Here is a 26,406-nt window from a genome sequence, read left to right as displayed (position 1 = left end):
TTTAATTTATAGATCGTTTTTAATCACAATACAAATCTCGTTTCCCATCATAGACCTCCCAAAGGAAGTTCAATTGTTCTTCTGTATTGCGCTTGGTAGAAAGAGCAGGCATTTTTTCTCTCTCAAAAAAGGCAAGGTCGGAAATTTCCTGGTTCTTTTCAAAATTTCCATCTAATAATTCACATTCAAATACCAATTTCACATATTGGCGACTTTGCAATTGGTAGCGATTGGTATCAAATACTGCCAACAATCTGATTACACGCGCAGAATAGCCCGTTTCTTCTTGGATTTCCTTTAAAATGTTTTCCGTCGGAGAATAGCCAACCTCACCAAAGCCACCCGGCAAGGCCCAGGTCTCTTCTCCCTGACCTTTCACCAGACAAAGTTTTCCATCTTTGACAATCCATGCCCTAACATCAATCAAGGGAGTTCGTAATGGTCTGTCGGTCTAAACAAATCCGATAATTCTTGTGGATTCAAATCAGTCGCTTCTCTGACAAAATCCTGTAAAATGGCACGAATATCCTGATAGCGCTCTTGATCAAATGGATCTTTTGAGAACGCTAAGCCTGTATTGGTGATTGAAATCAAGCGCTGAATGTTCTTTAGCACATTATTACTCGCCATTCTCCAACTCCTCTACCAATTTGGCTAGATTCATAGAATTGCTTCCCTTGATGAGGATTTGGTCCTGCTCTTTTAAGCTTTCCTTGACTTGTTTGACCAGGTCCTCAAATTGATCTTTCTCAGCGGTCTTTTTGAAATAATAGACATGTCCGAGTGGGAACATCTGACTCGCTAATTGAGCCAAGCCCGCAATGTCTTGACCGTAAAAAATAACGGTATCCAAGACATCCGGTGACAGGCTAAGAATCATTTGGTTGTGCAGATCAATGGATTGCTCCCCTAGCTCTTTCATATCTGCCAAGACCGCTAGCTTGCGGCCATTTGGATTGGCAGGAATGGTCGAGAAGGTTTCTAAAATTAAGCGCATGGCCGTTGGGTTGGCATTGTAGACATCGGATAGGATATCCGCTCCGTTACTTGCCTTCTTCCATTCTGTGCGGTTCTTAGTAAGCTCTAATCCTTTAAAGCTTGCACGGATGGCCTCTTCACTGACTCCTTCTTGCAAGGCAACATAGGCCGCAATCATGGCATTGGTCGCATTGTATTTGCCTGTGACAGGTAAGTTCATAGCATCTGATAAGAAGTTCGCTTCAAAAATCAGGCTATCCTTGCGTTCCTCCAACTTGGTAATACTGATATCTGCTCCTTCACCAAAGCGCACAAGCTCTTGTTGACTCGGTAAAAAATCCTCGACAATAGGATCGGCCGGCACTAGAAGCAAGCCACCAGCTGGCATCCCATCCGCAATTTGCAATTTCCCTTTAGCAATTTCTTTGCGATCTTTAAAAAACTCTAGATGAGCTTCCCCAATAAGGGTCACGATTGCTGCTTTTGGATGCGCAATTTCTGAGAGAAGATGGATATCTCCCAGATGGTCCTGCCCCATTTCAAGGACGAGCTTCTCTGTCCCTTCTGGCATATGGAGAACCGTATAAGGAAGGCCAATTTCGTTATTGTAGTTCCCTTGTGTTTTATAGGTTTTGTAGGTAGTCGACAGCAATTGAGCCAACATATCTTTGGTCGTTGTCTTACCGTTTGAACCGGTGACCGCCAAGACATCTACTTGACTCTTTTCCAACACATATTGGGCTAATTTTTGAAAGGCTGCTAGAACATCATCTACCAATAAATAAGGGTGGCCTTCTACTTCTTTTTCAGACAAGGTCGCTACGGCCCCGTTTTCAAAGGCCGTCTCGATGAAATCATGCCCATCACGCGCCCCCTTAAGAGGGACAAAAAGGTCACCAGGCCCAATCAAACGGCTATCGAATTCAGGCTTGGTAAGGGCTACATCTTCAAATTGACTGATATCATTGCGAGCAGCCAGGACACCTGCTACTTCGTGCAAGGTTAGATTCATAGTATTCTCCTCTAAAAAGGGGGAGCAGGAAGAAAATCGACTCCTCATTGAGTTGATTCCATCTCCCACTCCCGCTAGGAACAGTTTCTTAAAGTAAGTGCGCTTCACGCTTTTCAAAGGTTTCTTTGGCTAATTCTACCAAGCGCTCGATTAAATCCGGATAGGCCAAATCCATGTTATCCCAAAGTAAAGGATACATAGACCATTGGGTAAAGCCAGGCATGGTATTGAGCTCATTCAAGTAGATGCCCCCGTCCTCTGTGTAGAAGAAATCACAACGGGAGAGACCTTTGCCACCAATGGCACGGAAGGCTAGTTCTGCATTCTGACGCATGGTCGCAGCAACTTCTGCAGGAATTTCAGCTGGAATCGCCATCGTAATCTTATTATCGATGTATTTGGCTTCGTAGTCATAGAAGGCTACATCTTTGACCACTTCACCAGGTAGGGTGCTCTTGACATCGTAGTTGCCTAACAATCCCACTTCGATTTCACGGGCTACGACACCTTGCTCAACTAAAACACGGCTATCGTATTTAAAGGCCAATTCCAAAGACTTGCGAAGTTCTGCTTGGTTCTCTGCTTTTGAAATTCCGACACTAGAGCCCATATTAGAAGGCTTGGTAAAGACCGGATAGGTCAATTCCTTTTCGATTAAGGCAATCTTAGCCTCTAGGTCATCTCCTTCAAGGACAGCCACATAAGGAACTTGTGGAATCCCTGCAGATTCTAGGACCCGTTTGGTGGTAATCTTGTCCATCGCCACACTAGAAGAAAGGATATCACATCCCACATAAGGGAGTTTCAATACTTCTAGGAAACCTTGAACCGATCCATCTTCTCCCATTGGTCCATGAAGGACTGGAAAGACAACCGCTCCTTCTTGGTAGATGCTGCTCGGAGTTACTTTAGCGTCCCAATCAATGGTTTCATTGGTCATCAAGCGTTCTGTTTCAGCAGGTTTCTCTTCAAAAGTTTGCGTCTTGATGAAGTCTCCAGCCTGAGTAATGAAATAGGTCTCAACAGAATACTTGTCATAATTAATCGCCCGCATGACGCTTTCAGCTGAAAGCACAGACACTTCGCGCTCTGCGCTACGGCCACCATAAAGAAGTACAATTTTTTCTTTTGCCATTGTTTGGTCCTAATCCTTTTTTTAATTTTGTGCTTCCTAATTGACTTGTCAGAAGCACTCCTCACATACGAGTTCGTCCCTCTAGTATACCACACTTTAAAAAGAAAGAAAACGAGAGGGAACACCTAAAAAACAAAAAAGAGAGTGGGACAGAAATCGGTCATTCGTTAGAATTCGATTTCGTCGTCCCATCTCCGCACAGTTGAGTAGGGCTGTAAAAGCTGATGAAATCAGCGTAGTAGAGCCCACTCAACCACTGCGTCTTGCTCGACAATCCAAAAACAATTAAGAGGCTAGGACTTTTGCCCCAGCCTCTTCTGTAACCGCTTATAACTCGGTTCGATTTTCAATAGCTCGAAGAAGAGTGACTTCGTCCGCATACTCGATATCTGCTCCGACAGCTAATCCACGTGCCAGACGGGTCACTTTGATACCAGCTGGTTTGAGGACGCGTGAGATATACATAGAAGTTGCTTCCCCATCTGCAGTTGCATTGGTCGCCACAATCACTTCTTGGACCTCATGATCCATTAATCGTGTAATCAAGGACTTGAGGTTAATATCATCTGGTCCGACCCCATTCATAGGCGAAATCAAGCCATGAAGGACATGGTAGCGACCATGGTACTCCTGGATATTCTCCATGGCTGACACATCTCGACTATCTTCTACCACTAAGATGGTCGATGGATCGCGCGTCTCGTCTCGACAAATGGCACACTCTTCTTCATCTGTTAGGTTCCCACAGATGGAACAATAGCTTAATTCCCGCTTTGCTGACAAGAGATTCTTGGCAAACTCATTGACATCATCATCACTCATTCCGATGGTATAAAAGGCCAGACGAGTTGCTGTCTTGATCCCAATACCAGGGAGCTTCGAATAACTTTCAATTAATTTTGCGATAGGTGTTGGATAGAGCATAGCTTCCTTTCTAATTCATAGGATGTTTTTGCTGGTAGAGATTGATAATCTCTCTGGTAATACTGTGACTAACAGTCGCTTGGAGATTGGTATTGTGAGGGAAGATGACTGCCACCGCAATCTGAGGATTTTCAGATGGGGCATAGGCGATGACATTGGTATTTACAGCAGGGGTCCCACCGTTTACAAATGTTTCTGCAGTCCCGGTTTTCGCACTGATTGGAACGGCAGCTCCTTCTCCGATGGTTTTACCAGTTGTTAAGCCACTGGTTCCGTATACCACCTGATAAAAACCTTGTTTGATGATGGCTAGATTTTCGGGTGTCAGAGCCACTTGGTTGAGTTCTTTTGTTGCAATCTCTTCTTTCAGAGGGCCCAAACCTCCCTTGGCATCATTCTCATAAATTCCTTGGACCAGGTGTGGCGCCACGCGTTTCCCATCGTTGGCAATGGTTGCAACATATTGAGCCAACTGCATAGGGGTATAGTTATCAAACTGACCAAAGGCGTCTGTTAGGTAATTAGCAATCGTGAACTCTTTGGGAACATAGCCAGTTGATTCATTCGGCAGATCTATCCCTGTTTCTGTTCCCAGACCATAAGAGGCAAAGGTCGAACGCAATTTGTTCATAGCTGGATCCAATTGGTCTGTCTTCAAACTCATGTTTGGCTGATAGGGTTGGCCCATCAAATTAAGAGCTATCTGCACCATATAGGTGTTGGAAGAATATTCCAACGCTTGCACCGCATTGATTTCTTGGCTTCCAAACTGGGTGAACCATGAAGTGATAGGAGCTGAACCAGAAAAGGAGATTGGTTGATCCAATAGGACTTGATTCCCAGAAATCACCCCATTTTCCCATCCTGCTGTCAAAGTCGCTGCTTTCACAACCGATCCTGGAACAAAGACATTGGTCACTGTTCCTAAAGCGTCAGGAGTCAGGTCTTGCGAACCAGCTTCATGTTTCATCCCCGCCATCGCAAGAATTTTACCCGTTTTTGGATCCAAGGCAACAGCATAGACCCCTTCTGAGTAGGTGGCATTGCCAGTGGCCAATTCTGCCTGGAAGGACTTCTTCAAGATGTCTTCCACTCCTCTTTGGAAATCCAAATCAATGGAAAGCTTGATATTGTTCCCTTTGCTTCCTTTGGAGAGGGTTTCGATCTTTTCGACATTGCCATTCTTGTCCAAATGGATTTCTTTTTCAACCCGTTCTCCTTGAAGGACAGACTCATATTGTTTTTCTAGATAAGATGTTCCGACGCGATCATTTAAGGCATAGCCTTTTTCCAAATAATCATCCACTTCTTCAGCTGGAAGACCGGCTTGCTCTGTCGACACACTACCAACGATGGAAGCCAAGGGACTATCAACCACTTTTCGATCCCAACTCGTGATCACTTCAAATCCAGGAAATTCTTTTAAATGATCTTTGACCGTCGTTACCTGCTCATCGGACATTGGATCGGTCACAATCGTAGCACTGGCAAAGTTTTCAACGGCATTCATTTGGCTGAAGAGATAGATGGCTTTCTTCTCTTCTTCCGTATAGCCTAATTTTTCAGTCTCAATACTATCAACAGCATGCTGATAGATAGTTGCTTCTGGAAGTGGATTCCCATCCGTATCGATTCGTTCGTCTTTGGGCAACTTGTCCACTACCTCTTTATAGACTTCGGTGTTTGCGAGATAAAAGTCGATTTCTTGACGCTTACTGACTTGAGGGTTTGACACGCTTACGTAATTTAGGAGAAGCTGTGCTGTTTGACGCATCTCTTCTGCAGTAAACTTATTGCTACGCGTAAAGGATAAGACCTTCTTATCGACATTCTCTACCAGTGGCTGACCAGAAGCATCATAAATCTGTCCCCGGAGACTTCCCCTTGTTAAATGTTTTTTTGTAGCTTTTGCTAATTTTTGCGTATAAAAGCCTTGATGAGTAATCTGCATATACCCTAGTCGAGCAATTAAAATCAAAAAGAGGGTACAGACTATACTGAATAACAAATAAAGTCGTCTAGTAATCCACCGATTATCAAATTTTCTCACCTTAGCATTCGCTTTTTTTGAACGTTTAGATTTTCGAGCCATACCTCTCCTTTCATCTTGATTCTCAATCCCAGCCCCTCTCAACACAACCTAAAAATAGGATAAATTTAGAGGAAGTCTGAGGAATATTTCCATTTTAAACTCAACTTCCATTATAGCACATTTCATCCAGACGCGAGTCGCTAGACCAGATAAAAAATAGCTATTCTGAACTCCTTGTCAACTATTCTTTCAGCAGTGTGAACAATACAAATATCTTTTTACTAAAAAGCGGATCCTTCCTCAAATCACAAGAAACAGGAGACTGGATATTTTTTGGTATAATAGAAGCATCGACAAAGTTAGTAAAGGAAACGATATGAAACTAATCTCATGGAATATCGACTCGCTTAATGCTGCATTGACCAGCGATTCAGCACGTGCTAAACTCTCTCAAGAAGTCCTTCAAACCTTGGTAGCTGAAGATGCTGATATCATCGCTATTCAAGAAACCAAGTTATCCGCCAAAGGACCTACCAAAAAACACCTCGAAATCCTTGAGGAGCTCTTCCCTGGCTACGAAAACACCTGGCGCTCTTCTCAAGAACCGGCTCGTAAAGGCTACGCTGGAACCATGTTCCTCTATAAAAAAGAGCTCACACCAGTTGTGACTTTCCCAGAAATCGGAGCTCCTTCGACCATGGACTTGGAAGGTCGGATCATTACCTTGGAATTTGATGGCTTCTTTGTAACACAAGTCTATACTCCTAATGCCGGTGATGGTCTCAAACGTTTGGAAGAACGTCAAGTTTGGGATGTCAAATATGCTGAATATTTGGCTGAATTAGACAAGCAAAAACCTGTCCTTGCAACTGGTGACTACAACGTTGCTCACAAGGAAATCGACCTTGCAAACCCAGCCAGCAACCGCCGTTCGCCAGGATTCACAGACGAAGAACGCGAAGGATTTACAAATCTTTTGGCCAAAGGATTTACAGACACCTTCCGTCACCTTCACGGGGATGTACCAGAGCGCTATACCTGGTGGGCACAACGCAGCAAGACTTCAAAAATCAACAACACCGGCTGGAGAATCGACTACTGGCTCACAAGTAACCGTGTAGCAGATAAGGTTACCAAGTCAGATATGATCGACTCAGGCCCACGCCAAGACCACACACCGATTGTCTTGGAGATTGAACTCTAAGGAGAAAGCTAATGGACTATCAAGCTGTCATCCCCGAATTTGTGGTATCCAACATCGAAAAGTCGCGCTACTTCTACTGCGACTTGCTGGGCTTCTCTGTCGAATACGAACGCCCCGAGGAAAAATTTCTCTTCCTCTCCCTTGAAGACTGCCAACTCATGTTAGAAGAAGGTGACGCAGAAGAATTAGCTCAGCTGACTTATCCTTTCGGGCGTGGTGTCAATATTTCCTTTGGCATTGAGGATGTTCCTCAGCTCCACCAAAAACTGCTGGAAGCTGACTATCCCATTCATCGTCCTTTGACCAAAAGAGAATTTCGTGTTGGCGACCATTATATCTATCCTCATGAATTTGCAGTTTTAGATCCAGATGGCTATTTTTTAAGATTTAGTGAATAAGAAAAAGGAGGTTGTTGGCCTCTTTTTCAGTAAGTAAATATAAATTGACAGACCTGTAAATCCAGTGACAGAAACCTTTGCTAAAGCCCATGAAATCAGCATGTCAAAGAACTTTGATAGCCATTTTTTGTATAATTAGGTAGAATGAAATCAGAAAGCGAGGAAATCTTATGCAAGTCGGAAAGCAGATCCAGCACTATCGTAAAGAGAAAAATTTATCTCAAGATGATTTGGCTGAAATCATCTTTGTCAGCCGTCAATCCATTTCCAACTGGGAACGCGGAGCAACCTACCCTGATATTCAAAACCTGCTTTTACTGAGCAAGGTCTTTGAAGTGTCATTGGACCAACTCATAAAAGGAGATGTGGAAACCATGAAACAAATTATTCACGACCAAGAATTTATGCGCTATCAAAAAGATGGAGTGGTTTTTACCATTTTACTAATTGGAAGTCCTATAATAATGATTCCTCTAATTCTTTATCTGGAATGGTTCGGTATCGCTATTAGTTGCTTGATTTATGCTATCACAATGTTCTACGCCCTACGCATTGAGAAATTTAAGAAACAGCATAATCTTCGTACCTTTCGCCAGATTGTCGCCTATGATCAAGGACGCAGCCTGAGCGAGATTGAAGAAGCTGAAGAAAGGGGTAAAGCTCCCTACGAAGGAATCCTCATTCCTATTCTATTTGTCCTTGGAATTGGCGCTATTGCTCTGTTGTTTTCTTGGCTCTTACTTACTTTCTTCCCTATCAAGTAAAAGCGAAGTCATTAGACCTCGCTTTTTAAATGTCTTTAAAGTTATAGAGTTGCGGATAGTGATCGCACTCGGGATTTTTAGGATGGCAGATGGCACGACCAAAGTAAATCATGGCCTGATGGGCTGGCAACCAACGTTCCGGTGGAAGGACATCCATAACTCGCTTTTCTACCTCTAGCGGCGTTGCCGACTTTTTTACGATATCATGGTGCTTGCAAATCCGCTCTACATGGGTATCAACAGCAAAGGCAGGAATTCCGAAACCGACACTCATGACCACATTGGCTGTTTTCCGTCCCACTCCGGCTAAACTCTCCAGTTCCTCCCGTGTCTGAGGGACTTGGCCATCAAAATTGTCCAACAATTGTTGGGCACATTTTTTTAGAAATTTAGCCTTGTTTCGATAGAGGCCTAATTTGGAAATATGCTTGGCAATGTCGGCTTCACTGGCGACCGCCATGGCTTGAGGAGTTGGGAAAGCCTCAAACAAAGCGGGAGTTGCCTTATTAACCGCTGCATCTGTTGTTTGAGCAGAGAGCATCACCGCTACTAATAATTCAAAATGGTTGCGAAAATCCAAACTTGGCTGAGCATCCGGAAAGAGGGCAATAATTTCTTCAATCACATGACGGGCCCGTTTTTTTGATAAGACCATAACTTCTCCTTTGCATTACTAGAATCTATTATAGCATGAAGAACCAGTTACTTTACAGAATCAGCTTAGCAAAATAGGACTAGCTAAGAGCTAGTCCTATTTTCTTAAGCTTTTCTATACCAATCTCTTCAAGAAAGTCATCAAGGTTTGAGCAGAACGCTCGCCAGCCTCTACGATAAATTCATCAAAAGAGATATTAGCTGCGTGATCTGCCGTATCACTCATAGCCCGAATGACCATGAAAGGACGGCCGGCTACATGAGCCGCTTGGGCAATAGCTGCCCCTTCCATCTCAACGGCCAATACTTCTGGGAAATGTTCCCTAATCGCTGCGACTTTTTCTTCACTCGCGATAAAGCTATCCCCAGTCGCAATCAGGCCAACATGGGTTGGTGTTTGCTCCTCAGCTAGCACTTTTTTCATCTCTGAAACAAAATAGCGGCTGGATTCAAAGTAAAGAGGTTGCCCTGCCATCTGGCCATAGTCATAACCAAAAGCTGTCACATCGACATCATGGTAGGCCAATTTGTCCGCTAGGACGATATCCCCAACAGCCATCCCTGGTGCTACGGCACCTGCAGAACCTGTATTGATAATGGCTTCCACCTTAAAATCGTTGGCCAACACAGCCACACTCATGGCTGACATGACTTTTCCGATACCACTTTCAACCAAGACCACTTCATGGCGACCAATCGACCCTGTATAGTAAACCTTTCCTAGGCGAAGATGTTTCTCTCCGTTCTGCAAAGCTTCCACTAAGATTTTTAATTCTTGTGGCATGGCCGCAATGATTCCAATTTTCATAATCGTAACTCCTTTGGTAGACGCTCCCTATAAGCGCCAGATTGCAAGAATTAACAAGATGAGGAGCAAGATGACCCAAAATAAAATCTTATTTAATTTTGATTGAAAAACCTCATCTTTTTGGTTCTCAATCCGACGACTCTTGGTCACTGTAGGTTGGACCCTGATCGGAATAGTCTCCTGAGGATACGATGCTCCATGTCCACTATCTACTTCTCTTGAAGTCACTGGCCGTTCATAACCAAATCCCCTGTTTCCTGTCGGGAGAATTTTTGTTTCTTCCTCATCAAAGAGCGGGGGACCAGAGATTGCTTCTCCTCGGTTTGCCCGCTCAATCATTTCATCTGTTAATAAAGGTTTGCCCATCGGTTTCTCCTCTATTCTTTAATTGTTTTGTAGGTGTTTCCAATATTGAACTGCCATGATAGTTTTAGCATCGCAGATATCACCTGTTTGGATCAACCCCTCAGCTTCTGCTAAAGTCACCTCAAGGAGTTCCAAGGTCTCGTCTTCATCTTGAGGGCGAGGATTTTCCACTTTTTTCAAGTTGGTCGCAACATAAAGTTTGATCCGCTCATTACAAAATCCAATGGCTGAATAAAAATCATACAACAACTCTAGATCCGCTGTGTAGCCAATTTCTTCTTCCAATTCGCGCAGAGCAGCCGCTTTAGGGTCTGCATTTTCTCCCTTTTCTAACTTCCCTGCTGGAATCTCCACCGAAGTCCTTTCAATCGCCTTGCGGTACTGCTTGACCAAGATCGTTTTCCCATCTTCTGTGATCGGCAAAACCGCTACTGCTCCGTTATGGAAGATTAAATCACGCTGCGCTTGGCCTTTTCCAGCGGGTAGTTCTACTTGATCAGTGACCACTTGGAAAATCGGTCCTTGATAAATCTCCTTGCGCTCAATGGTTTTTTCTTCAAATTGCATGAAAATCTCCTATTTATTTTTAGGATGGTGGGGAAGGCGAGTCGCGTACTCATCCTTATTAACTTGACGGCCACGACCAATCGCAATCGCATCAGCTGGTACATCCTTGGTAATGGTAGATCCAGCACCGACTAGGGAATTATCTCCGAGCTCAACTGGCGCAATGATCGTCGAATTTGAGCCAATAAAGACATTATTTCCAATAAGGGTCTTGTATTTATTCTTCCCATCATAGTTGACGGTGATAGTCCCCGCACCAAAGTTAACGTTGCTACCGACTTCACAGTTACCAATGTAGGTCAGATGACCCGCTTTGGTATTTTCTCCAATAGATGAACCTTTGACTTCGACAAAGTTCCCGATATGGACATCTTTTTCCAAGCTAGAACCTGGACGAATATGAGCGTATGGTCCTACTGTTACACCATCGGCTACGGTGCTTTCTTCAATCATAGAGTTAGTAATAACGGCACCTGCACCGATTTCACTGTCCACGATATAGGTTCCATTGGTTAAGACTGTCTCAGCCCCAATTTTTGTGTGCCCTTTTAGGGTAACATTGGCTTCGATTTGCACTTCTGGAGCAATTTCGACATCAATATCGATATAGGTCGCATCAGGATTGACAAAGCTCACTCCATTGACCATATGAGCTTGGTTAATGCGACGACGCATGATGCCTTCTGCTGTCGCAAGGGCTACGCGGTCGTTAACTCCAAGGCTTTCATCAAAGTCTTTGAGCGTATAAGCTCCGACTTTTTCGCCTGCTTCTCGGAAGATCCCAATCACATCTGTGATATAGTATTCACCTTGGGCATTGTTGGTATTGATATTTTTCAAAGCTTCAAAGAGGCGCGCATTGTCAAAGACATAAGTCCCTGTATTGATTTCCTTGATTTGTTTTTCAAAATCTGTCGCATCTTTTTGCTCAACAATTCGAAGCACTTCCGCATTGTCATTGCGGACAATCCGACCATAGCCAAATGGATTAGCTGCTTCTGCTGTCAAAATCGTTGCTACATTCTTGTGGTTGATATGGAAGTCGATCAAGTGTTTGAGACTGTCACCTGTAATCAAAGGAGTGTCTCCTGCAATGACGAGGGTATGCCCTTCAAGATCTTTCAAGACTGGCTCTGCCATCATGACCGCATGACCAGTTCCCAATTGTTCGGTTTGTTTGACAAACTCTGTTTGTCCCGCTAAGACTTGCTCTACCAATTCCGCCTTGTGGCCCACAACTGTTACAGTCTTTTCTGGTGATATGGCTCCAACACTACGGAAAACATGCTCCAACATAGAGATCCCTGCAACCTTATGGAGAACCTTAGGCAAATCTGACTTCATGCGAGTTCCCTTACCCGCTGCTAAAATAATGGCATAATTTGGCATATACATTCTCTTTTCTGTACAATATCGCTTACATTATACCATTTTTTGGCCGATTTGAAAAATTGACGTAGATCAAAAAACTCTCCTATAAGGAGAGTCAGATTATGATCATATCTTCGTTGAGACTTTCCTTAGGTGAGTACGGACATCAGCGAACTTCTACGAAGTTCCATGATTTAGTTTTGAACCTAAAGTTTCAAAACTCCCGAGCGCTTGAAACTTTAGGTTTCAAGCGCCTTTCTCACAGCGGAAAGTCTCAAAAAATCTTTTAATAGTTCTAAGAACTGGGCAGTATTTTTAGCTTGTCACAATCACTAGGCCTATTTTGTATAAAAACAGTTATTCTTTTTTCTGATTTTCTAAATGGAGAGCATGTTCTATAATGGATAAACCTTGCGAATTTCTTCTAAAACCACCTTGCTATCAGGTGTAAAAGTTAGTCCCGCTTCCCCTAAAGCAGTCTTTGAAAAAGTCTTCATGAACCTGACGCCAATAGGCTAAAGATTTGTCTCCTTCACCTTCCTTATAGGCATGGTCAGCTGACACTTGATGGAAAGGCTGAACGGAAACCTTTGTGACTTCGACAATGCAGACAGCCTGGTTTTGACTGTCTAAAATGACATCGAAAGTCCCTTCTTGTGGAAGGGGTTCGTCCTCTACTGCGTAGAGGTCGTAAGCTGAGGCTGTTGCTGTTTTTTCGCCTCTTAGAACCAAGTCAGCCAAGAGATCTGCCTCTACTCCAAAAGCCCAGGCGTCTATCTCATCACCGATAGAGGGATTGATTTTCTTGTATGCATTCCACATTTCTTGCGGTGTCATTGGTTCTCCTTTGTAATTTTTTACTTTCTTCTTTTATATGTTTAAGATGGTCTGGATGGTCAATTTTTAAATCAAAAATCTCTGGAATAGAGCTGTAATGGAGAATACATTCGATACCCATCTGATTCATTTTTTGTATGAAAGAAGTATTCAGATAGCCTGCTACAGCAAAGTCAATCTTTTTCATACTTGCTTTATCCTGCATATCTCTCAGCATATCTAACATTATTGGACTTTCTATATCATGCCATTGACTATTTCTCACAGTCGCAAAAATAAAAGAAGTCAAATCATTCATTCCCACTACAATCTTTGAAATACCAGTTTCCAGTATCCTGTCCAAGTCAAAATAAGCTGATGGTAATTCAATCATTGTTCCAACTTTTCCAGTAAAACCATGCTGGCGCAATACTGTAATAGCTTGTTTTAATTGTTCGGCATCATTGACAAAAGGAAAAATAACAGACAGATTGGGTTTGGTTTGATAAACTTCTGTAACGACATGTGCCTCAGCCTGAAATTCATCTGGACACGCCAATAAACGCCTAGTCCCTCTATATCCAAATAAGGGGTGGCGTTCGTCAAAATACTCTTTAGTCCCGTCTAGACTATTTGCTTCTGCATTTGTTAACTCTGAAAAGCGATACCAGACTTCTTCATCTGAGTACAAATGACAAATAGTGTCTAGATAATCTTTCACAAATTGCTGACAATTTAGTAATAGTATGTTTTGGTTTAGTTCTCTCAACAAGTATTCCCCACGAATTAAGCCGACGTGGTGCAATAAATGGGGATAAACTTTTTCAACAATTTTTTCGCCACTAAGAGCTAGTTGATTTTGCATGTTTTACCTTCCAATTTCTATAGCTTGTCAGTTCCAATTCTGGAAATCCTACTAACTCTGCCTTCACCTTCAATACTAAGGGTGAGGCATTTTCTTGGGTCATCTGCTCAATAGGGACCCAAACTGCATTGGCTGAATCATTGCTTCCATCAAGAACTTCATGAGGAAGGGATTTTTGAGAGTTTTCGAAATCGAGTACGATATCATAAAAGGCCATGATATGATGTACAGCGAAATCTTTCCCCTCTTCTTGAACCAGCACATCATACATCCTAGGATTTGAATAACGGCTAAGCGTATAGCCTGTCTCCTCCAGAACTTCTCTCTTGAGAGTTTCTGTCAACCCCTCACCTAGTTCTTGACTACCACCCGGTAGATCAAAACGATGCTGATAAGGCCCTCTCGTTTTCTCAATGCAGAGTAATTTTCCTTTCTCATAGCAAATGCCATAGACGCCAAAGTGATTTTTGATTTCCATATTCCACTCTTTCTAAAAATCCAAGATTGCTAGCTCACCTTATCCCTTAAAAGGAAAGAGGCTATAGATTTCATGCTCCTTAATATACTTCTTCAGTATCTCTATATTCTCTTCGATTTTTTCCTGTATATCTGTCTCTTCACACGTTGACTCAGCAATAAAGAGGTGAATCTTCAATAAATCTGTCAAGTATAGCAGACGGCGTTCCATTTCCGATTCAGGACTTGAAGCTTGCTCGATTTTTGCAAGCTTTTGCTCCAAGCTATCACCATTCAAAAACCTCTGATGAACTCTCCTTCTTATGTTTTGAGTGGATTCCTCCCCTTGATCTAATGGAGATAAAAGGAGTTTTTTATAGACGAGTACCTGATTTTCTTTTTCTCTTTCCAGATAGGCCAATAAAACCAGAGAGCTAGCAACAAAGGTCCAAGTGTTATAATTCCCTTCAAATGGAACTTGTATGATACGATCTAATAATTTCTTAGCCATTTCCTCTTGATCTTCCAGATAAAGTAAATAGGTCAGATGATTCAGCGATTCGAGATAGCTAGCTTGGGTTTTCTTATTCTTTTTAGGGACCCGGTTTAAATACGAGACTAACTCAAGATCATTTTCAACCTCTTCGATTAGTTCTTTCACTTTCATTTCTTTTCTCCTATCCAGTTCACTTTTTGTTATTGAGAAAGGCTTTAATTACAAATCTATCTCAGCTCACTCTTACCGGAATAGATATTCTTTCGCTGTCGCTTGGACATCTGGGGAAAGGTAGCGCTCTATCAAGTCACCTGTCCCTACAATATATTCCTCCAGAGGGACATCTTCTCTTAGCTTCCAAAAATTTGAAAAAGCGAAATAGAACTCCAAAAACTCCGTCAAACTTTCACTGAGTTTGTAATAATTACATTCTCCAGGAATCCAAGCGTAAACAGGAGATTTTTCATCTCTTATATCGCAGAAAAGAATGTCATCTATATCTGTAGCAGCGAATATCTGGTATTGCCCCTCAGTAAACTGAGGATCATCTTGTAAAGCCCAGCATTCAACTGTCCTTGCAGGAGAATCTAAAGGCAACAAAATGATATTAAAACTATCATTAGCAAAATACAAATTCTTATCAAATGCTATGTGTTGATAATAATCAAGTAATTCTCCTGTCAAATCTGAGGACTGGATCCTTAATTTTTCGTTTGAAAAACTCACCGATTGGGGAATAAACGTTGTTTCCTCATAGAGTTTAATGATCTTTTTTAATACAGTAACTACTGTCATTTTTCTCTCCTTGGTCATTCCTATTACGTCTCCTTTAAGAATTCCAGCCACATCTTCACATCTGGATTTATCTCATGCGCTACCTCAGCATGCTTTCTATAATCCATATCCAAGTTGCCTTGTTCATTCCTGAAAATAACACCTTGTTCATAACATACTTTAAAGGTTGTGAGCATGGATTTCAATGACCGATATTCGACCTGAGGTTCCTCTTCATACACGTAAACACCATGTATTTGCCCCTGAGCTTCTGGAGCCAGGTTCATGGCATAAAAATCTCCCCCTCCACTGGCAAAAATTGGAAACCAAGACTTATCCCAAGTATCCGTTTCTATTAGTTCCAAGTAGGTCTGGATACTTTCTTCCAGAGACATCAAATAGAAACCAGGAAAAAATGCCAGCTCACCGAGTGTGACTCCCTCACTGTCTTTTGATCCATTTCTCCAAGCATAAAGGGCATGCAAGTCTTGGTTTGGTTGCAATGGGATTTCCTCAAATAATTCTTGAATTTTTTGAGAAGATAGTCCCGAATTTAGATGGTCTACACAAGGATGATCTAGCTCTTGGAGACTTTTTTCAATCTCATTTAATAATTGGGTGATCATTTCCATTTGTTCTCCTTGCCTTGTAAATCATTAGAGACGAGTTCCTTCGTCCCTAGAAAAGAGCTTGCGATTATTCAATCCCATCCTCTTTATTGTACTCTATCATGCATTTGACCGCATATTCTACCCATTCCCAAAAGTCATTAAACTCTTTCCGTTGCTCCCAGCCTTCGGTAGCAAAGTCATGAATGAGTTGGACCTTATTGCCCTTTCCTATTTCAAAACAAGCTGTATCATCACAATCTCCTCTTTTAGCAAATGGAATCAACTTTCTGCTTGGGTACCTTTCCTGCAATCCCTTGTACAGAGATAGAGCCCATTCTGAATCCAATAGATACCAACAATCAAAATCAACTAAATTGAGTTCGATCAATTTTTTAAACGATTCAGGATACTGAAATAGCCTTTCATCAAGTAAATAGTTTTTCATTTCTTTTCTCCTACCGGTTTCTTTCGTCAGGATATTAATCAGTATATCCGCACTTTCACTCCGCCCTAATAAGTCGTTTTGACTATTTCTCCCGAACGAATATAGGTCTTAAAGAAGTTTTTAGGAACAGAAGCAATCTTAGGTGTAATGGATAAGCCATAGTTTGCAAAATTTAAAGCCAACTTCTTAGAATCGATTGAATCATAATACTCAACATACAATCTGCATAAGTTCACTTTGGTGATAGAAAAATGTTTCAACAACCAATCCTTCTCAAGATCCTTCTCGGGATCTATGCTCGAAAATACGGTTGAATACGATGAATACTGAGCAGTAAAATCGATGGCCTCTTGGACAGCCTTTTCCAATTCAGCTTGATCCATACCATTTCTATGTTCGACAAAACCTAATCGAGTCCTTAAAGCACAGTCCACTTCTTCTAACAGTCCCGCGTCCAGAAAGAGAGGATGAAGGCCAATATTAACGAAATAGGCAGTCCCATCTGATTTTCGTTGAAAATAGATCACTGTGTAAAAATCATGATTGATTTTATAATAGTTATGGGTTCGCTTTAGTCGCGAAAAACCATTTTTTAGGAAGAGTTCTTTGGCCTCTTTCATTTCTTTACCTCTATTTCTAAAAGAATGTGGAGAGTTCCTCATTGCTTTTTCCTAGGAATCTAAATGGATATAGGTTATCCTTACAACTTTCCCGTTCTCAATCGCATATTGCTTAACAGAATGAATGGAACTGATCAAACCTTCCTTACAGATTTCCTCTAGGGTTGCTGGCACTATTTGACCCTTTAATTTAAAATCCCGAGCCTTATCTATCTCCCCCACATCATCAATAGACGTCCAAAAGAGCATATATTCATCGCAATAAAAATAAATCTGATCATCATAGAACTCAGGTATTTTACAGAACTCAACTACATACATTATTGCTGTATTAAATTCTGAACCTGAGTTAACTTAAAAGAAGTTAATGCGCTTCCCGTCTTTCCCTTTTTTAACATCTGAAATAATATCTCTCACTATCTGAACGTCAAATTGTTCCGAAAAGATCAAAATTTTCTCTCGACTGCTCTCAGAAAACAAATAAGATGCTGCTAAGATAAATAAAAATGGATTTGTGACTTTGCCAATATGCTCAAGGTATTTAGGCTGAGTTACATAAGACATAATTCTATTAAAATCATCATCTTTAAGTACTAACTTTTTCATATAAATAGCAGCGCAAGCACCTGCAGCTTTCGAGAAACTATTCGATTCCAAGGACTCATAAACAAATGATAAATTCTCTATTTCTGAATTCTCTAGATAGACAATGGCTAATGCTAGAGAGCGGTAGGTTACAGGTGTTGGAATGTCTCTTAGAATCAATGACTTCAGATAGGGAATTTCTTCTGCACAATCTGTTGCGGCCATAGCGTAGAGCAAGTACATTTGAGTTTCCCAAGCTCTTTTTTTTTCTATCTCCGCCTCTAAAGCACTATGTAAGTATGGCCCATATCCTTTTAGTCTGTCCTTTAAAATTTTCTTAGCTGCTTTCTTAACTAAAGGTGAACGCTTTGATGTTAATTCTTCTATGAGTGGCATATAGTCTCCTTTCTAAAATCATCATTTAATTGATCAAAAGAAAAATCCCTTCTTACAAATTTTCACAGTAAGAAAATTAGTTTTATCTTAAGTTAGATAAATTTGTACTTGAATAGCCTGATATTCGTTTATCTTAAACCAGTAATCCCGACTTGATTCAATTGTCATAGCGATAAATGGGGTATGTATATTTTCCATATTTTATAAACAACTAGTCTAAAATCGTTCCTAAAATCATCTTATTTTGCTCGGATATCTGAAAGTTATCCATGAAATAGGGTAAAAAATCATCAAGCAAGGGATGGCTAATCCCGTCGATTGGGAGGACTCTTTTCTGACGTTCTTTTAGTAAAACTAAGATTTCAATTGGGAAATACTGCCATAGTAAGGTATTGAATTCAACTAAATGACTATCTTTGGTGTTCGCTAAATGATAATCACACATGGATAAAATTGTTTCTCTAAAAACATCAACATCCTCTGAAAAAATAGTTTCCATAACCTGTTTATAGGCATCATTCACATTATGATAAGGGTTCGGGTCCAAGGGTTGATATTTAGCATCACAAGCATTCTCCAGTAGGTTAGCAAGTCGATCACCCTTACCATTTCCATAAAGAAAAACGACTAAAGGCAATAAACTCTTGGCTGAAAAGAAAATAACTTTTTTCCCTTTTTCAACTTGGGTTTCTTTAAAATAGGCTAATTTATCAATTAAAAACTCTACATAGGTATGATCTAAATAGGCAAGGGCAAATAAGATATTCAAACAAATATCTGTATCAAAGTTTGAGCCACCTTTCGCTAAATATTTAGCAGAAGCCATATCTGCCATTACAGAACAAAAACAGCCATTTAGCAAAGATTGATAGGTTTCAGATGTTTTACTTTCTATAAAATTAGAAACTAGAGGATACGGACTTATAGAATCAATCATATCTACATGATCATACAGGTATGATCTTATCTCACCATTTTCTTCGTAGTTAACTTTAACGCTTTTCTTATCAGATTTTAGAGCTGTTAAAATGGCTTCAGTATTAGATAGGTTTTCTGGCTCTAAGTGAAAATCTCTCACCTTCAGTATTTTATTTTTTATAGCAGTTAATTTCCTTTTTTGATTTGAAAGTGTTTTATTCATATTGACCTCTAAAATTTCATTTCTTACACTTAACTACCACTTTTTTTTGAAGTACATCTCTTCCTGCATTCCTATACTATCCAGTATTTCACAAGGAAGAATTGATCCACTTCCCATCATCAAGCCATTCTTTCTTATCAATCCACCATTTCCCCTTTTGAAACACCATTTGAAAACGATAGAGAGTTTCTATACCAGAACGATTCTCCTTGAGATAGAAATAAGCTTGATTCCCGTCATGCTCTTCATCAACGATGGGATGTGTTTCTAATTTATAGTCAAACGGAAATCGGACAGATAAAGATACTTCCCTTGCTCTGAGTGTTTTTTTAGATGTACAAAACCGATCAAATATAGCAGCTAATTCATCCTTTAACATCTCTTTATCAGCTTGATTTCTTAGGCTCCTAGTGGCTTTTCTCTCCCAAGCATACATGGCCTGCATAAACTGGAGTAAGGTTTCTTTTGCTAGATTCGTATGGCTCATATTTCCTCCTACTTAAACAACGGGACTAAAGGTTCGTTTATTATGAAGACATCAGTCATAAAAAGCTGTATTAAAGGCATTTTTTACCCCTCTCGCATGCAAACATGTGGTAACTCTCTTCTAAGAAGTTCCCTTTGCTTTTGATTTGCTCTTCCCGTTGTTAAAAATCGGAGATGTTTCAGACTCTTCAGGTAGCTAACTGTTGATGCGTAGTTAAAAATAGACGTGTCAACAAAATCTAAAAAACGAAGCTCACTAGAGGACTGGATAAAATCCAATTCTGGTAATTTTTTATTTGCTGTAAATGAAAGATAGAGCAACTGATTTAAATCTCTTATAAAATCAAAGTCCGGCAACTTTACACCATAATCAACGTGCAGATAACGCATGCCTTTATGAAAAGAAATGTTCTCTATTGTTTCCAAATTTGTCATGGAAGATATCCCTAGAGCTTTCACACAATCATTCTGGGGTAAGATGATCTTTCTTACTTTTCTAGCCCCAACTATTAAAATCTTTTCTACTTGTTCATATTTTGAAAAGTCTAGCACATCAGATTTACTTCCCATCAAGTAAATCACCCTCGTATTGCTAGGTAAAGAAAGCTGGTTAAAATCTACATCTTTTAGCATATCCTCTGGGTTTTCGACAATGTATTTTTGTCTTAATAAGCGATTGATATTGATGAATTCTTTATAAGTCAATGTTTCATCCAATAATGGTGCAATCTCTTCAATAGAATGCAGAGGCTCCATTGCCATTAGATTCTCTCTTTCAGAAAATCCTTTTTTAATGATCTCTAAATATTTTTCTAAACTGGTCATCATTCACCTCTTTTCATGAAAGTAATGTTTCGTTTTCTTTGTTCAACCTATCTATTTTTACAATGACACTTTTACAAGAAGAATAAGCCATTGCTTGTCTCAAAAACTAAAATCATGAATCTCAAGAGTATTCTTTTCTATATAAACTTTATCCTGCTTGCTCAATCTCGATCAAAGATAACCTTGACTCTAGCTCTACCCAAAGCGTCTAGATATTGCTCCAGTTTCGTAATCGACTCCTCTGAATCAGATAATTGAACAAGCAAATCCCCATTGATAGTCATGACATCCTTTGTCGGTAAAAGCATGAGATTCTCAACGCTTGGATCATTCACAATCATTAAGGAAGGGGAATAAATACAGCTTGTGGAGAGGTCTAGATTTCCAAATCGTTCCCTAGCAGAAACAAAAATAGATTCCATCCCACCTTGGGCTTTCAGAACAAATTCCCTCTTGAAAAATGCTTCAAAACTGTCGTAGATCTCGATGACATCCATAGTAATCCCATCTAAATAATAAACTTGATGACTTTGAATGTTCCCATCCTTCAATCTATAAGCGAATTGATCTCCAATAGCAGACATTCCAAAAAAATAGTAGTCTGATGCATAATCTCTCCAGACATCTTTCCATAGCTCATCCGAATTCCAAGAGTCCAGCGTGATGGCTTGAGCAGAATCTGTACCAAACAAACGATAATAGCCACCATAAAATTCCAAGCCGTTGGTTATGGAGAGCAAATCCAGGTGAGCTTGAGGAAACTGTCTGGCTTTGAGTTTTTCTAGTTCAAGAGCTGAGGCCCCACTTTCTTGTATGACCAGATCCTCACAACATTTTAAAAAATTCTTCATTTCCATTTGCTTCTCATCTCTCTCTATTTGGCTTTAACCAAGCATAAATTCAATAAAGTCTTTTCGATAGTCTTCAGGAAGTTGCTCCTCGATAATAGCATTGATTCCTGGTAAAAAACCTTCTTTATAGTCCGACAAGTCCTCATCAATGTAGATGCTATTCTCAAACTTGGTGATTTCTAGCTTTTTCATCTGACTATAGGTAGACAAAAAAGTAGATAAAGAGGGGCTTAAGCTATAGAGCTTGGAATTTCCAGGAATCTTGCCATATACAGGACTAAGCTCACTAGTTAGATCACAAAATATTGGCTCATCTCCCATCATGTGAGCAAAAACCATATAACTCTCTTTCCAGCTAGGATCCTGCCATCCTTCTGATGCATCTTCACATAGAGGGAGAGGAATTAGAGCAAGATCATAGGGAGCTCCTCTAAAATAAGCTTCTTCATCAAAGTCTAAATGCTGGTAGAACTCTTTCAATTGACCAGACAAATCTGGCTTTTCGACATGGAGACAGTCACTAGTAAATACAAGCTCTCCTAAGCCCTTGTTTCTATGATAGACTTCTACGAATTCCTTCAACAAATTGAGCATCACTATTGGACTCCTCTCACATTTTTGGGATTATATTTGGCTATTTTCAACTGACGATTACGTATCATTCTGACCGTTAGCGACAGCCTGAGCCCAAATTCGTTCAAATTCCTCTTGACTAATCTTGATGGAGTCTGATAGATCCAACTCATCTTTTCGACCATCATAGAGTAGAAACCCTACTTCTGGAACATAATCCTGTAGGCAAGAAGAAGCATAAGAGTGCCCATTCAAAACGTTAATTTGTCGACTTGCACACTGACCAGTAAACTCTGTATAAATAACTCCTAGGCCTGACATAAACTCACTATTGCCATAATAATAATATTCTTTTTCACACATTAGAATCTTCCTTTATCATTTGTCTCTCCAAGAATAGCATTCTTTCCTCTTTGCCTCTTTCATCTATTAATTCTATGTTCATTTTCAATTTATAGAATCTACCGGTTCTTAGCCTTATTCTCCAAGACTCTCACTTCTACTTTATCCTCCGCTAAATGGAGATCCAGTACTTTTTCCTGGTCTTGAAAGAAAAGTGTCAGGTCCTTAGTAGAAAATTCAGTAAAATAAGAGGGCAAAAAGTCATCCAAAGACTCCATTTGAAACAAGACGTAAACTGGTGAAAACTCCCAAAAAACTAGGATAAACCGACTGCTATTGCCAACAAGACTTTGAATTGACCTACTTAGATCTTTAGTAGTAAGGTCGATAGAAAACTCATAAAGGCAAGAAATCGGAGAGTCTATAGGATTCAACTCCCCAGCATACCAAGCAATTTCTTTAGGTTTATCGGTCAGAAAATGGACATCCTTTATCCCCTTCAAACTCTTGATTCGTCTTTTCACTTTTAACAAGGATAATTTCTTTTTTAAGTCACTCATTGTTCTTGCTCCACCATTCTGAAACAGAAATTTTGCTCACAACCTCATTCTCTTTATCCAACAGATATAGGAAGTTACCTTTTGCTTCCAGTTTACCAAGCTTAGCACCATAATCCATCTCATGAGCAGGGCAGGATTGAATCAACTGGCGGATGCTCTTGTCCTTGTGCTCTATCTTCCAAAACAAATCCACCTTATCCAGCTGATGCTCCACTTGAATGGAATAGGTCGTGGATTGGATCTTCTTTCTTTTCCACTCCCAGCTATTTTCGTAATCGTTTTTCTCTATTTCATTGACTACATCCTCTATCAAGGAGCATGGAATAGAGAGCTCCTGAAACACGCGCTTTACTCCTTTTACCAAAGCCTCTAAGAGCATCTTTTTCTGATCCAACGGGCTCAAGGTTTCATAGCTAGAAAAATCAAATAAAACCTGAACAGTATAGACACCAAGTAGGTTCATGATAGCTGGATTGCTAATCGTATCTACACATTCTACGTTGATTTTCCAACAATCCTTGGTCACAACCGGTTTAAAGAGGCGCTCTATCATAGAGGTCATACATTTGGATTCATATACGAACGCTCTTCGCTGCTCTTTCCAATTCTGTCGGTAGTCCTCAATTCTAGCTTCCTCGTAAGTTACCCCATCTGAGTCCATCAGCTCCTCAATCCTCTGTTGATTTTCCACATAGGGCTTATCTAATTCAAAATACTGTAACTTCATATTCGTGGTCTCGCAGTTTTTTTCTTGTAGAAAGGTTTAGCCTTAGGTCAAGGTCTAATGTTTGTGCTCTTCCTTCACTTTTTCCCATAGTCGCGGTGTCCCTCCTAATAATGGAAGATTGTTTGATCATTCTGAATCTCCGCAAGAAATCTTTAAGTATCAATCTTCACAGGACCAATCTCAGCAATTCTAATAAGGTCAGAAGATCCCGATAACATCACATCATTTTGGTTTATAAAATTGAATTCAACCTTATTCTCTAAAAAAAGCAGTTCTAGTTGACCATTCACCTTATGAATCCCCTTAGAATAAAAATGGATTTCATCTAAATTAAAAAACTCTAAATTAATTTTTATGGCATTAAATGCACTTTTCTGCCACTTTTCAGGAAAATTAGTTGGTAAATCATATACATAAAGGACAAGATCTAATTTGTAATCGTAATATAACACAGTATCAAGAAATACATTCTTCAAGTCCAAATCACCATCAAACAAATGAATAATCTTTTCCTTCCCCACTACTTTTTCAAACCATTTCAAAATATGAACTCCTTTTTAAAAATGAATATAAGTCTTCTTTTTAAGATTCATTGTTTCCCTCTTTAAGGAGATGGTAACTTCTCTCTTTAAGTAGGTTTTAGAATAGCCTAATCCTCCTGCCGTCCTTTCCTTTGGATACATCCTCAATGATTGTATTTATATGTACTTCATTAAATTGACGGGAAAAGTCTACAATTTTCTGACGATTCTGTTCTGGATATAGATAAGATGCAGCCAAAATGAACATAAACGGAGCGATTGTTCCTCTTATATTTTCCAAATAAACATCCTTGGTGATAAAGGTCATGATTTTCTCAAAATCGTCATCTTTCAGCACAATCTTTCTTAGATAGAGTGCTGCGCAAGCACCTGCAGCTTGCAATAAGTTATTCGATTCCAAGGACTCATAAACAAAAGACAAGTTCTCTGTTTCTAAATTTTCTAGATAAGCAATCGCTACTGCTAGAGAGCGATAGGTTACAGGGGTTGGGATGTCTCTCAGCAGTAATGACTTGAGATAGGGGACTTCTTCTGTACAATCCGTTGCGGCCATGGCGTAGAGCAAGTACATTTGTGATTCCCATGATTTAGGTTTTTCCATCTCGCCTTCCAAGGCTTGATGCAAAAATGGTCCATATCCTTTTAGTTTACCCTTTAAAATTTTTTTCGCAGCTTTTTTTACCAAGGGGGTACGTCCTGAAGTTAACTCATCTACATAGTCCATCTCAAACTCCTTTATTTCATTTGCTTGTCCAGTTCTTCTTCCAATATTCTGTTATAAACTATACTTCCGACACAGGCTTCCCAGTCTAGGTCCTCAACTTCTTCCCTAGAAAAAAACTTAGGTTCTGTCCTACCATCTAGCCAGACCTTCCCAAAGTGAGGACCATTTGGATCTCCCCATTTAAAGGCTAAATCCTTAAAAGGGCTTGGATCAAAATCCGCTTGGTGACCAATTATCTGCCAAAACCATACTGGACTTCGATCAAACAAGGTGTAGGAGTCTACAATGATGGGCTTACCTATAAATTGAGCACGACTTAGCTCCTCAACTGTTATAGTAGGACTTGCTTGAAAGATATCGAAAAATTGAATGACATGATCAACATTCACTTTTCCAAGAATTTGACCAAATACAAATATTTCCTCCGAAAATTGATAGCAAAAAATATCACCAATTTTAATAAATCGAAGTTTTGTTCTTGGCTTTTCATTCCACTCACGAATCTTTATCTGGGTCATTTGTTCTCCATTATTTATATAATTCCAAGTCCTACTGCTCTTTATTTAAGATATGAAAGAGATCATCTCTTAGAACAATTCCATCGTCTTCTATCAAATAGGCCATGTGCTCCCAGAAGGGCAATTCTTGTTCAAGGGGCTTTTCCAAGGCAAGTACTTGGTTCTTCAAATTTGCTGCAATTCCTTCGACTTCATCTTGCTCAATCTCATAAAACTTTGCTTTCAAAAGGAAGATGCTTGATAGAAAGAGCGAATAAGAGGAAACAAAAGTATGCAAGGAAGAATTGACATAAACCCTCGATTCTTGAAAAACTTCCCTTCCTTCTTGATTGCAAAGTAAGAAGACTTGCTTCTCTTCTCCAATTACAAAGGCACCTAAAAAACACTGACCAAAAAGCCTATAACTCTCTTGCTCTCTCCTGAGTTCAACTAGTTCGTCTCCTACTTTGACAAAAGAGAATCCCATTTTTGGATAATCCTCTAAATAAGCCAAAAGGTTAAAACGGGCCTCATCCAAACTAAATGGTTTCTCCTCTGTAGGCACCACACAAAAGCCGTGCTCCTTCACTAATTCATTGATATTGACTGTCATTTCTCTATTCGATCTCCTAGGTTCTTTTCACCCAATTTTTTCAACTTCCAAAGCTTGATCGCCGCATCTTTTCTGAGTCCCAAAAAGAGGCTTGCTAAGGTTACTGCTTCCTCTTTTTTATAGACCTGAGAGCTGATACTGGCCCATCCGTCTTGTAGGCATTCCATTTTTATATGATAAATTGCAAGAATAAGTGCAACATTTACTTGAACTCATCCTCTAGAGCTTCACAAGCAGTTCTGTAAGCT

At 40.2% G+C, this 26,406-nt stretch carries 32 protein-coding genes and 2 pseudogenes; 3 read left to right on the top strand and 31 right to left on the bottom strand.

Translation table 11 applies throughout. From position 1 onward, the window contains the following. Positions 1-19: 19 nt before the first annotated feature. The 5 genes and pseudogenes from K1J10_RS05850 to pbp2b form a co-directional block, all read right to left on the bottom strand. Positions 20-630, bottom strand: a pseudogene (locus K1J10_RS05850) (NUDIX hydrolase). Beyond that, entirely contained in the window at positions 620-1,990 is a 1,371-nt protein-coding gene (locus K1J10_RS05845) for a UDP-N-acetylmuramoyl-tripeptide--D-alanyl-D-alanine ligase (RefSeq protein WP_223356175.1), read from the bottom strand. Before K1J10_RS05845 ends, K1J10_RS05850 begins: the two are co-directional and overlap by 11 nt. A gap of 88 nt (positions 1,991-2,078) precedes the next feature. Then, the gene (locus K1J10_RS05840; protein WP_223356174.1) at positions 2,079-3,125 is read right to left on the bottom strand and encodes a D-alanine--D-alanine ligase; all 1,047 of its coding nucleotides are present in this window, start codon (positions 3,123-3,125) and stop codon (positions 2,079-2,081) included. 327 nt (positions 3,126-3,452) lie between these two features. Continuing rightward, complete coding sequence (gene recR / locus K1J10_RS05835) at positions 3,453-4,049, bottom strand: recombination mediator RecR (RefSeq protein ID WP_006596694.1); 597 nt, start codon at positions 4,047-4,049, stop codon at positions 3,453-3,455. A gap of 10 nt (positions 4,050-4,059) precedes the next feature. After that, positions 4,060-6,141, bottom strand: a complete 2,082-nt coding sequence (pbp2b, locus tag K1J10_RS05830; protein ID WP_223356173.1) for a penicillin-binding protein PBP2B — start codon at positions 6,139-6,141, stop codon at positions 4,060-4,062. A 316-nt stretch (positions 6,142-6,457) separates the two neighbouring features. Here pbp2b and K1J10_RS05825 point away from each other — a divergent pair, with 316 nt between their 5' ends. From K1J10_RS05825 to K1J10_RS05815, 3 genes are all read left to right on the top strand, one after another. After that, a complete protein-coding gene (locus K1J10_RS05825) occupies positions 6,458-7,285 on the top strand; it encodes an exodeoxyribonuclease III (RefSeq protein ID WP_223356172.1) in 828 nt (275 codons plus the stop codon). Positions 7,286-7,296: 11 nt separating this feature from the next. Beyond that, positions 7,297-7,683 (top strand): bleomycin resistance protein, encoded by a 387-nt coding sequence (locus K1J10_RS05820; protein WP_223356171.1) that lies wholly within the window; start codon positions 7,297-7,299, stop codon positions 7,681-7,683. A 170-nt stretch (positions 7,684-7,853) separates the two neighbouring features. Further along, complete coding sequence (locus K1J10_RS05815) at positions 7,854-8,447, top strand: helix-turn-helix domain-containing protein (RefSeq protein ID WP_223356170.1); 594 nt, start codon at positions 7,854-7,856, stop codon at positions 8,445-8,447. Between the two features lie 25 nt (positions 8,448-8,472). Here K1J10_RS05815 and nth read toward each other — a convergent pair whose 3' ends face one another. The 26 genes and pseudogenes from nth to K1J10_RS05685 form a co-directional block, all read right to left on the bottom strand. Next, complete coding sequence (nth, locus tag K1J10_RS05810) at positions 8,473-9,102, bottom strand: endonuclease III (RefSeq protein ID WP_023022612.1); 630 nt, start codon at positions 9,100-9,102, stop codon at positions 8,473-8,475. A 114-nt stretch (positions 9,103-9,216) separates the two neighbouring features. Further along, positions 9,217-9,909 (bottom strand): 5'-methylthioadenosine/adenosylhomocysteine nucleosidase, encoded by a 693-nt coding sequence (locus K1J10_RS05805; RefSeq protein ID WP_223356169.1) that lies wholly within the window; start codon positions 9,907-9,909, stop codon positions 9,217-9,219. Between the two features lie 27 nt (positions 9,910-9,936). Continuing rightward, the gene (macP, locus tag K1J10_RS05800) at positions 9,937-10,275 is read right to left on the bottom strand and encodes a cell wall synthase accessory phosphoprotein MacP (RefSeq protein ID WP_061563732.1); all 339 of its coding nucleotides are present in this window, start codon (positions 10,273-10,275) and stop codon (positions 9,937-9,939) included. 18 nt (positions 10,276-10,293) lie between these two features. Next, positions 10,294-10,842 carry an NUDIX hydrolase gene (locus K1J10_RS05795; protein ID WP_223356168.1) on the bottom strand — a complete coding sequence of 183 codons (549 nt, stop codon included), beginning with the start codon at positions 10,840-10,842 and terminating at the stop codon, positions 10,294-10,296. A gap of 9 nt (positions 10,843-10,851) precedes the next feature. Next, a complete protein-coding gene (gene glmU, locus K1J10_RS05790) occupies positions 10,852-12,231 on the bottom strand; it encodes a bifunctional UDP-N-acetylglucosamine diphosphorylase/glucosamine-1-phosphate N-acetyltransferase GlmU (RefSeq protein WP_223356167.1) in 1,380 nt (459 codons plus the stop codon). Between the two features lie 377 nt (positions 12,232-12,608). Beyond that, positions 12,609-13,050 (bottom strand): annotated as a pseudogene (locus K1J10_RS05785) (ASCH domain-containing protein). Next, positions 12,995-13,894: a putative PEP-binding protein gene (locus tag K1J10_RS05780; RefSeq protein WP_223356166.1), complete on the bottom strand. Its 900-nt coding sequence runs from the start codon at positions 13,892-13,894 to the stop codon at positions 12,995-12,997. Before K1J10_RS05780 ends, K1J10_RS05785 begins: the two are co-directional and overlap by 56 nt. Next, entirely contained in the window at positions 13,872-14,372 is a 501-nt protein-coding gene (locus K1J10_RS05775; RefSeq protein WP_223356165.1) for an NUDIX hydrolase, read from the bottom strand. Before K1J10_RS05775 ends, K1J10_RS05780 begins: the two co-directional genes overlap by 23 nt. A 39-nt stretch (positions 14,373-14,411) precedes the next feature. Continuing rightward, a complete protein-coding gene (locus tag K1J10_RS05770) occupies positions 14,412-15,017 on the bottom strand; it encodes a DUF6707 family protein (RefSeq protein ID WP_223356164.1) in 606 nt (201 codons plus the stop codon). 72 nt (positions 15,018-15,089) lie between these two features. Continuing rightward, entirely contained in the window at positions 15,090-15,641 is a 552-nt protein-coding gene (locus tag K1J10_RS05765) for a hypothetical protein (protein WP_223356163.1), read from the bottom strand. A 23-nt stretch (positions 15,642-15,664) separates the two neighbouring features. After that, positions 15,665-16,252 carry an SMI1/KNR4 family protein gene (locus tag K1J10_RS05760; protein ID WP_061563724.1) on the bottom strand — a complete coding sequence of 196 codons (588 nt, stop codon included), beginning with the start codon at positions 16,250-16,252 and terminating at the stop codon, positions 15,665-15,667. A 64-nt stretch (positions 16,253-16,316) separates the two neighbouring features. After that, positions 16,317-16,676 (bottom strand): hypothetical protein, encoded by a 360-nt coding sequence (locus tag K1J10_RS05755; protein WP_223356162.1) that lies wholly within the window; start codon positions 16,674-16,676, stop codon positions 16,317-16,319. Positions 16,677-16,741: 65 nt separating this feature from the next. Next, positions 16,742-17,296 (bottom strand): DUF4304 domain-containing protein, encoded by a 555-nt coding sequence (locus K1J10_RS05750; protein ID WP_223356161.1) that lies wholly within the window; start codon positions 17,294-17,296, stop codon positions 16,742-16,744. 354 nt (positions 17,297-17,650) lie between these two features. Further along, a complete protein-coding gene (locus K1J10_RS05745) occupies positions 17,651-18,277 on the bottom strand; it encodes a hypothetical protein (protein WP_223356160.1) in 627 nt (208 codons plus the stop codon). Positions 18,278-18,488: 211 nt separating this feature from the next. Beyond that, positions 18,489-19,418: a hypothetical protein gene (locus tag K1J10_RS05740; RefSeq protein WP_223356159.1), complete on the bottom strand. Its 930-nt coding sequence runs from the start codon at positions 19,416-19,418 to the stop codon at positions 18,489-18,491. 88 nt (positions 19,419-19,506) lie between these two features. Further along, positions 19,507-19,905: an NTF2 fold immunity protein gene (locus K1J10_RS05735; RefSeq protein ID WP_223356158.1), complete on the bottom strand. Its 399-nt coding sequence runs from the start codon at positions 19,903-19,905 to the stop codon at positions 19,507-19,509. Positions 19,906-19,988: 83 nt separating this feature from the next. Further along, on the bottom strand, positions 19,989-20,729 hold the full coding sequence (locus K1J10_RS05730; RefSeq protein ID WP_223356157.1) for a hypothetical protein: 741 nt from the start codon (positions 20,727-20,729) through the stop codon (positions 19,989-19,991). 161 nt (positions 20,730-20,890) lie between these two features. Beyond that, entirely contained in the window at positions 20,891-21,586 is a 696-nt protein-coding gene (locus K1J10_RS05725) for an SMI1/KNR4 family protein (RefSeq protein ID WP_223356156.1), read from the bottom strand. A 27-nt stretch (positions 21,587-21,613) separates the two neighbouring features. Continuing rightward, positions 21,614-22,174, bottom strand: coding sequence for a hypothetical protein (locus tag K1J10_RS05720; RefSeq protein ID WP_223339168.1), 561 nt, complete (start codon positions 22,172-22,174; stop codon positions 21,614-21,616). A 57-nt stretch (positions 22,175-22,231) separates the two neighbouring features. Next, positions 22,232-22,516: a hypothetical protein gene (locus K1J10_RS05715; protein WP_223339167.1), complete on the bottom strand. Its 285-nt coding sequence runs from the start codon at positions 22,514-22,516 to the stop codon at positions 22,232-22,234. 98 nt (positions 22,517-22,614) lie between these two features. Then, a complete protein-coding gene (locus K1J10_RS05710; RefSeq protein WP_223356155.1) occupies positions 22,615-23,055 on the bottom strand; it encodes a hypothetical protein in 441 nt (146 codons plus the stop codon). Next, positions 23,048-23,782: a hypothetical protein gene (locus K1J10_RS05705; RefSeq protein WP_223356154.1), complete on the bottom strand. Its 735-nt coding sequence runs from the start codon at positions 23,780-23,782 to the stop codon at positions 23,048-23,050. The genes K1J10_RS05710 and K1J10_RS05705 overlap by 8 nt, the downstream gene beginning before the upstream one ends. A gap of 152 nt (positions 23,783-23,934) precedes the next feature. Next, positions 23,935-24,324 (bottom strand): Imm50 family immunity protein, encoded by a 390-nt coding sequence (locus tag K1J10_RS05700; protein WP_223356153.1) that lies wholly within the window; start codon positions 24,322-24,324, stop codon positions 23,935-23,937. A gap of 97 nt (positions 24,325-24,421) precedes the next feature. After that, positions 24,422-25,048: a hypothetical protein gene (locus tag K1J10_RS05695; protein WP_223356152.1), complete on the bottom strand. Its 627-nt coding sequence runs from the start codon at positions 25,046-25,048 to the stop codon at positions 24,422-24,424. An 11-nt stretch (positions 25,049-25,059) separates the two neighbouring features. Beyond that, a complete protein-coding gene (locus K1J10_RS05690) occupies positions 25,060-25,566 on the bottom strand; it encodes an Imm26 family immunity protein (RefSeq protein ID WP_223356151.1) in 507 nt (168 codons plus the stop codon). 31 nt (positions 25,567-25,597) lie between these two features. After that, a complete protein-coding gene (locus tag K1J10_RS05685) occupies positions 25,598-26,158 on the bottom strand; it encodes an immunity protein (protein ID WP_061563711.1) in 561 nt (186 codons plus the stop codon). Positions 26,159-26,406 lie beyond the last annotated feature (248 nt).

The sequence above is a fragment of the Streptococcus australis genome, assembly GCF_019930045.1.
Taxonomy (GTDB): domain Bacteria; phylum Bacillota; class Bacilli; order Lactobacillales; family Streptococcaceae; genus Streptococcus; species Streptococcus australis_D.
This window is presented reverse-complemented; position numbering and strand designations above follow the sequence as displayed.

Coding starts and splice junctions, on each gene's coding strand:
- K1J10_RS05750 (WP_223356161.1), bottom strand. CDS start 17,296: ATGAAAGAGGCCAAAGAACTCTTCCTAAAAAATGGTTTTTCGCGACTA.
- K1J10_RS05770 (WP_223356164.1), bottom strand. CDS start 15,017: ATGAAAGTGAAAGAACTAATCGAAGAGGTTGAAAATGATCTTGAGTTA.
- K1J10_RS05740 (WP_223356159.1), bottom strand. CDS start 19,418: ATGAATAAAACACTTTCAAATCAAAAAAGGAAATTAACTGCTATAAAA.
- K1J10_RS05730 (WP_223356157.1), bottom strand. CDS start 20,729: ATGACCAGTTTAGAAAAATATTTAGAGATCATTAAAAAAGGATTTTCT.
- recR (WP_006596694.1), bottom strand. CDS start 4,049: ATGCTCTATCCAACACCTATCGCAAAATTAATTGAAAGTTATTCGAAG.
- K1J10_RS05795 (WP_223356168.1), bottom strand. CDS start 10,842: ATGCAATTTGAAGAAAAAACCATTGAGCGCAAGGAGATTTATCAAGGA.
- K1J10_RS05715 (WP_223339167.1), bottom strand. CDS start 22,516: ATGTGTGAAAAAGAATATTATTATTATGGCAATAGTGAGTTTATGTCA.
- K1J10_RS05840 (WP_223356174.1), bottom strand. CDS start 3,125: ATGGCAAAAGAAAAAATTGTACTTCTTTATGGTGGCCGTAGCGCAGAG.
- K1J10_RS05775 (WP_223356165.1), bottom strand. CDS start 14,372: ATGGAAATCAAAAATCACTTTGGCGTCTATGGCATTTGCTATGAGAAA.
- K1J10_RS05755 (WP_223356162.1), bottom strand. CDS start 16,676: ATGAAAAACTATTTACTTGATGAAAGGCTATTTCAGTATCCTGAATCG.
- K1J10_RS05735 (WP_223356158.1), bottom strand. CDS start 19,905: ATGAGCCATACGAATCTAGCAAAAGAAACCTTACTCCAGTTTATGCAG.
- pbp2b (WP_223356173.1), bottom strand. CDS start 6,141: ATGGCTCGAAAATCTAAACGTTCAAAAAAAGCGAATGCTAAGGTGAGA.
- K1J10_RS05760 (WP_061563724.1), bottom strand. CDS start 16,252: ATGGAAATGATCACCCAATTATTAAATGAGATTGAAAAAAGTCTCCAA.
- K1J10_RS05765 (WP_223356163.1), bottom strand. CDS start 15,641: ATGACAGTAGTTACTGTATTAAAAAAGATCATTAAACTCTATGAGGAA.
- K1J10_RS05825 (WP_223356172.1), top strand. CDS start 6,458: ATGAAACTAATCTCATGGAATATCGACTCGCTTAATGCTGCATTGACC.
- K1J10_RS05820 (WP_223356171.1), top strand. CDS start 7,297: ATGGACTATCAAGCTGTCATCCCCGAATTTGTGGTATCCAACATCGAA.
- macP (WP_061563732.1), bottom strand. CDS start 10,275: ATGGGCAAACCTTTATTAACAGATGAAATGATTGAGCGGGCAAACCGA.
- K1J10_RS05710 (WP_223356155.1), bottom strand. CDS start 23,055: ATGAGTGACTTAAAAAAGAAATTATCCTTGTTAAAAGTGAAAAGACGA.
- nth (WP_023022612.1), bottom strand. CDS start 9,102: ATGGTCTTATCAAAAAAACGGGCCCGTCATGTGATTGAAGAAATTATT.
- K1J10_RS05815 (WP_223356170.1), top strand. CDS start 7,854: ATGCAAGTCGGAAAGCAGATCCAGCACTATCGTAAAGAGAAAAATTTA.
- K1J10_RS05805 (WP_223356169.1), bottom strand. CDS start 9,909: ATGAAAATTGGAATCATTGCGGCCATGCCACAAGAATTAAAAATCTTA.
- K1J10_RS05685 (WP_061563711.1), bottom strand. CDS start 26,158: ATGACAGTCAATATCAATGAATTAGTGAAGGAGCACGGCTTTTGTGTG.
- K1J10_RS05745 (WP_223356160.1), bottom strand. CDS start 18,277: ATGCCACTCATAGAAGAATTAACATCAAAGCGTTCACCTTTAGTTAAG.
- glmU (WP_223356167.1), bottom strand. CDS start 12,231: ATGCCAAATTATGCCATTATTTTAGCAGCGGGTAAGGGAACTCGCATG.
- K1J10_RS05780 (WP_223356166.1), bottom strand. CDS start 13,894: ATGCAAAATCAACTAGCTCTTAGTGGCGAAAAAATTGTTGAAAAAGTT.
- K1J10_RS05845 (WP_223356175.1), bottom strand. CDS start 1,990: ATGAATCTAACCTTGCACGAAGTAGCAGGTGTCCTGGCTGCTCGCAAT.
- K1J10_RS05720 (WP_223339168.1), bottom strand. CDS start 22,174: ATGCTCAATTTGTTGAAGGAATTCGTAGAAGTCTATCATAGAAACAAG.
- K1J10_RS05690 (WP_223356151.1), bottom strand. CDS start 25,566: ATGACCCAGATAAAGATTCGTGAGTGGAATGAAAAGCCAAGAACAAAA.
- K1J10_RS05725 (WP_223356156.1), bottom strand. CDS start 21,586: ATGGAAATGAAGAATTTTTTAAAATGTTGTGAGGATCTGGTCATACAA.
- K1J10_RS05695 (WP_223356152.1), bottom strand. CDS start 25,048: ATGGACTATGTAGATGAGTTAACTTCAGGACGTACCCCCTTGGTAAAA.
- K1J10_RS05705 (WP_223356154.1), bottom strand. CDS start 23,782: ATGAAGTTACAGTATTTTGAATTAGATAAGCCCTATGTGGAAAATCAA.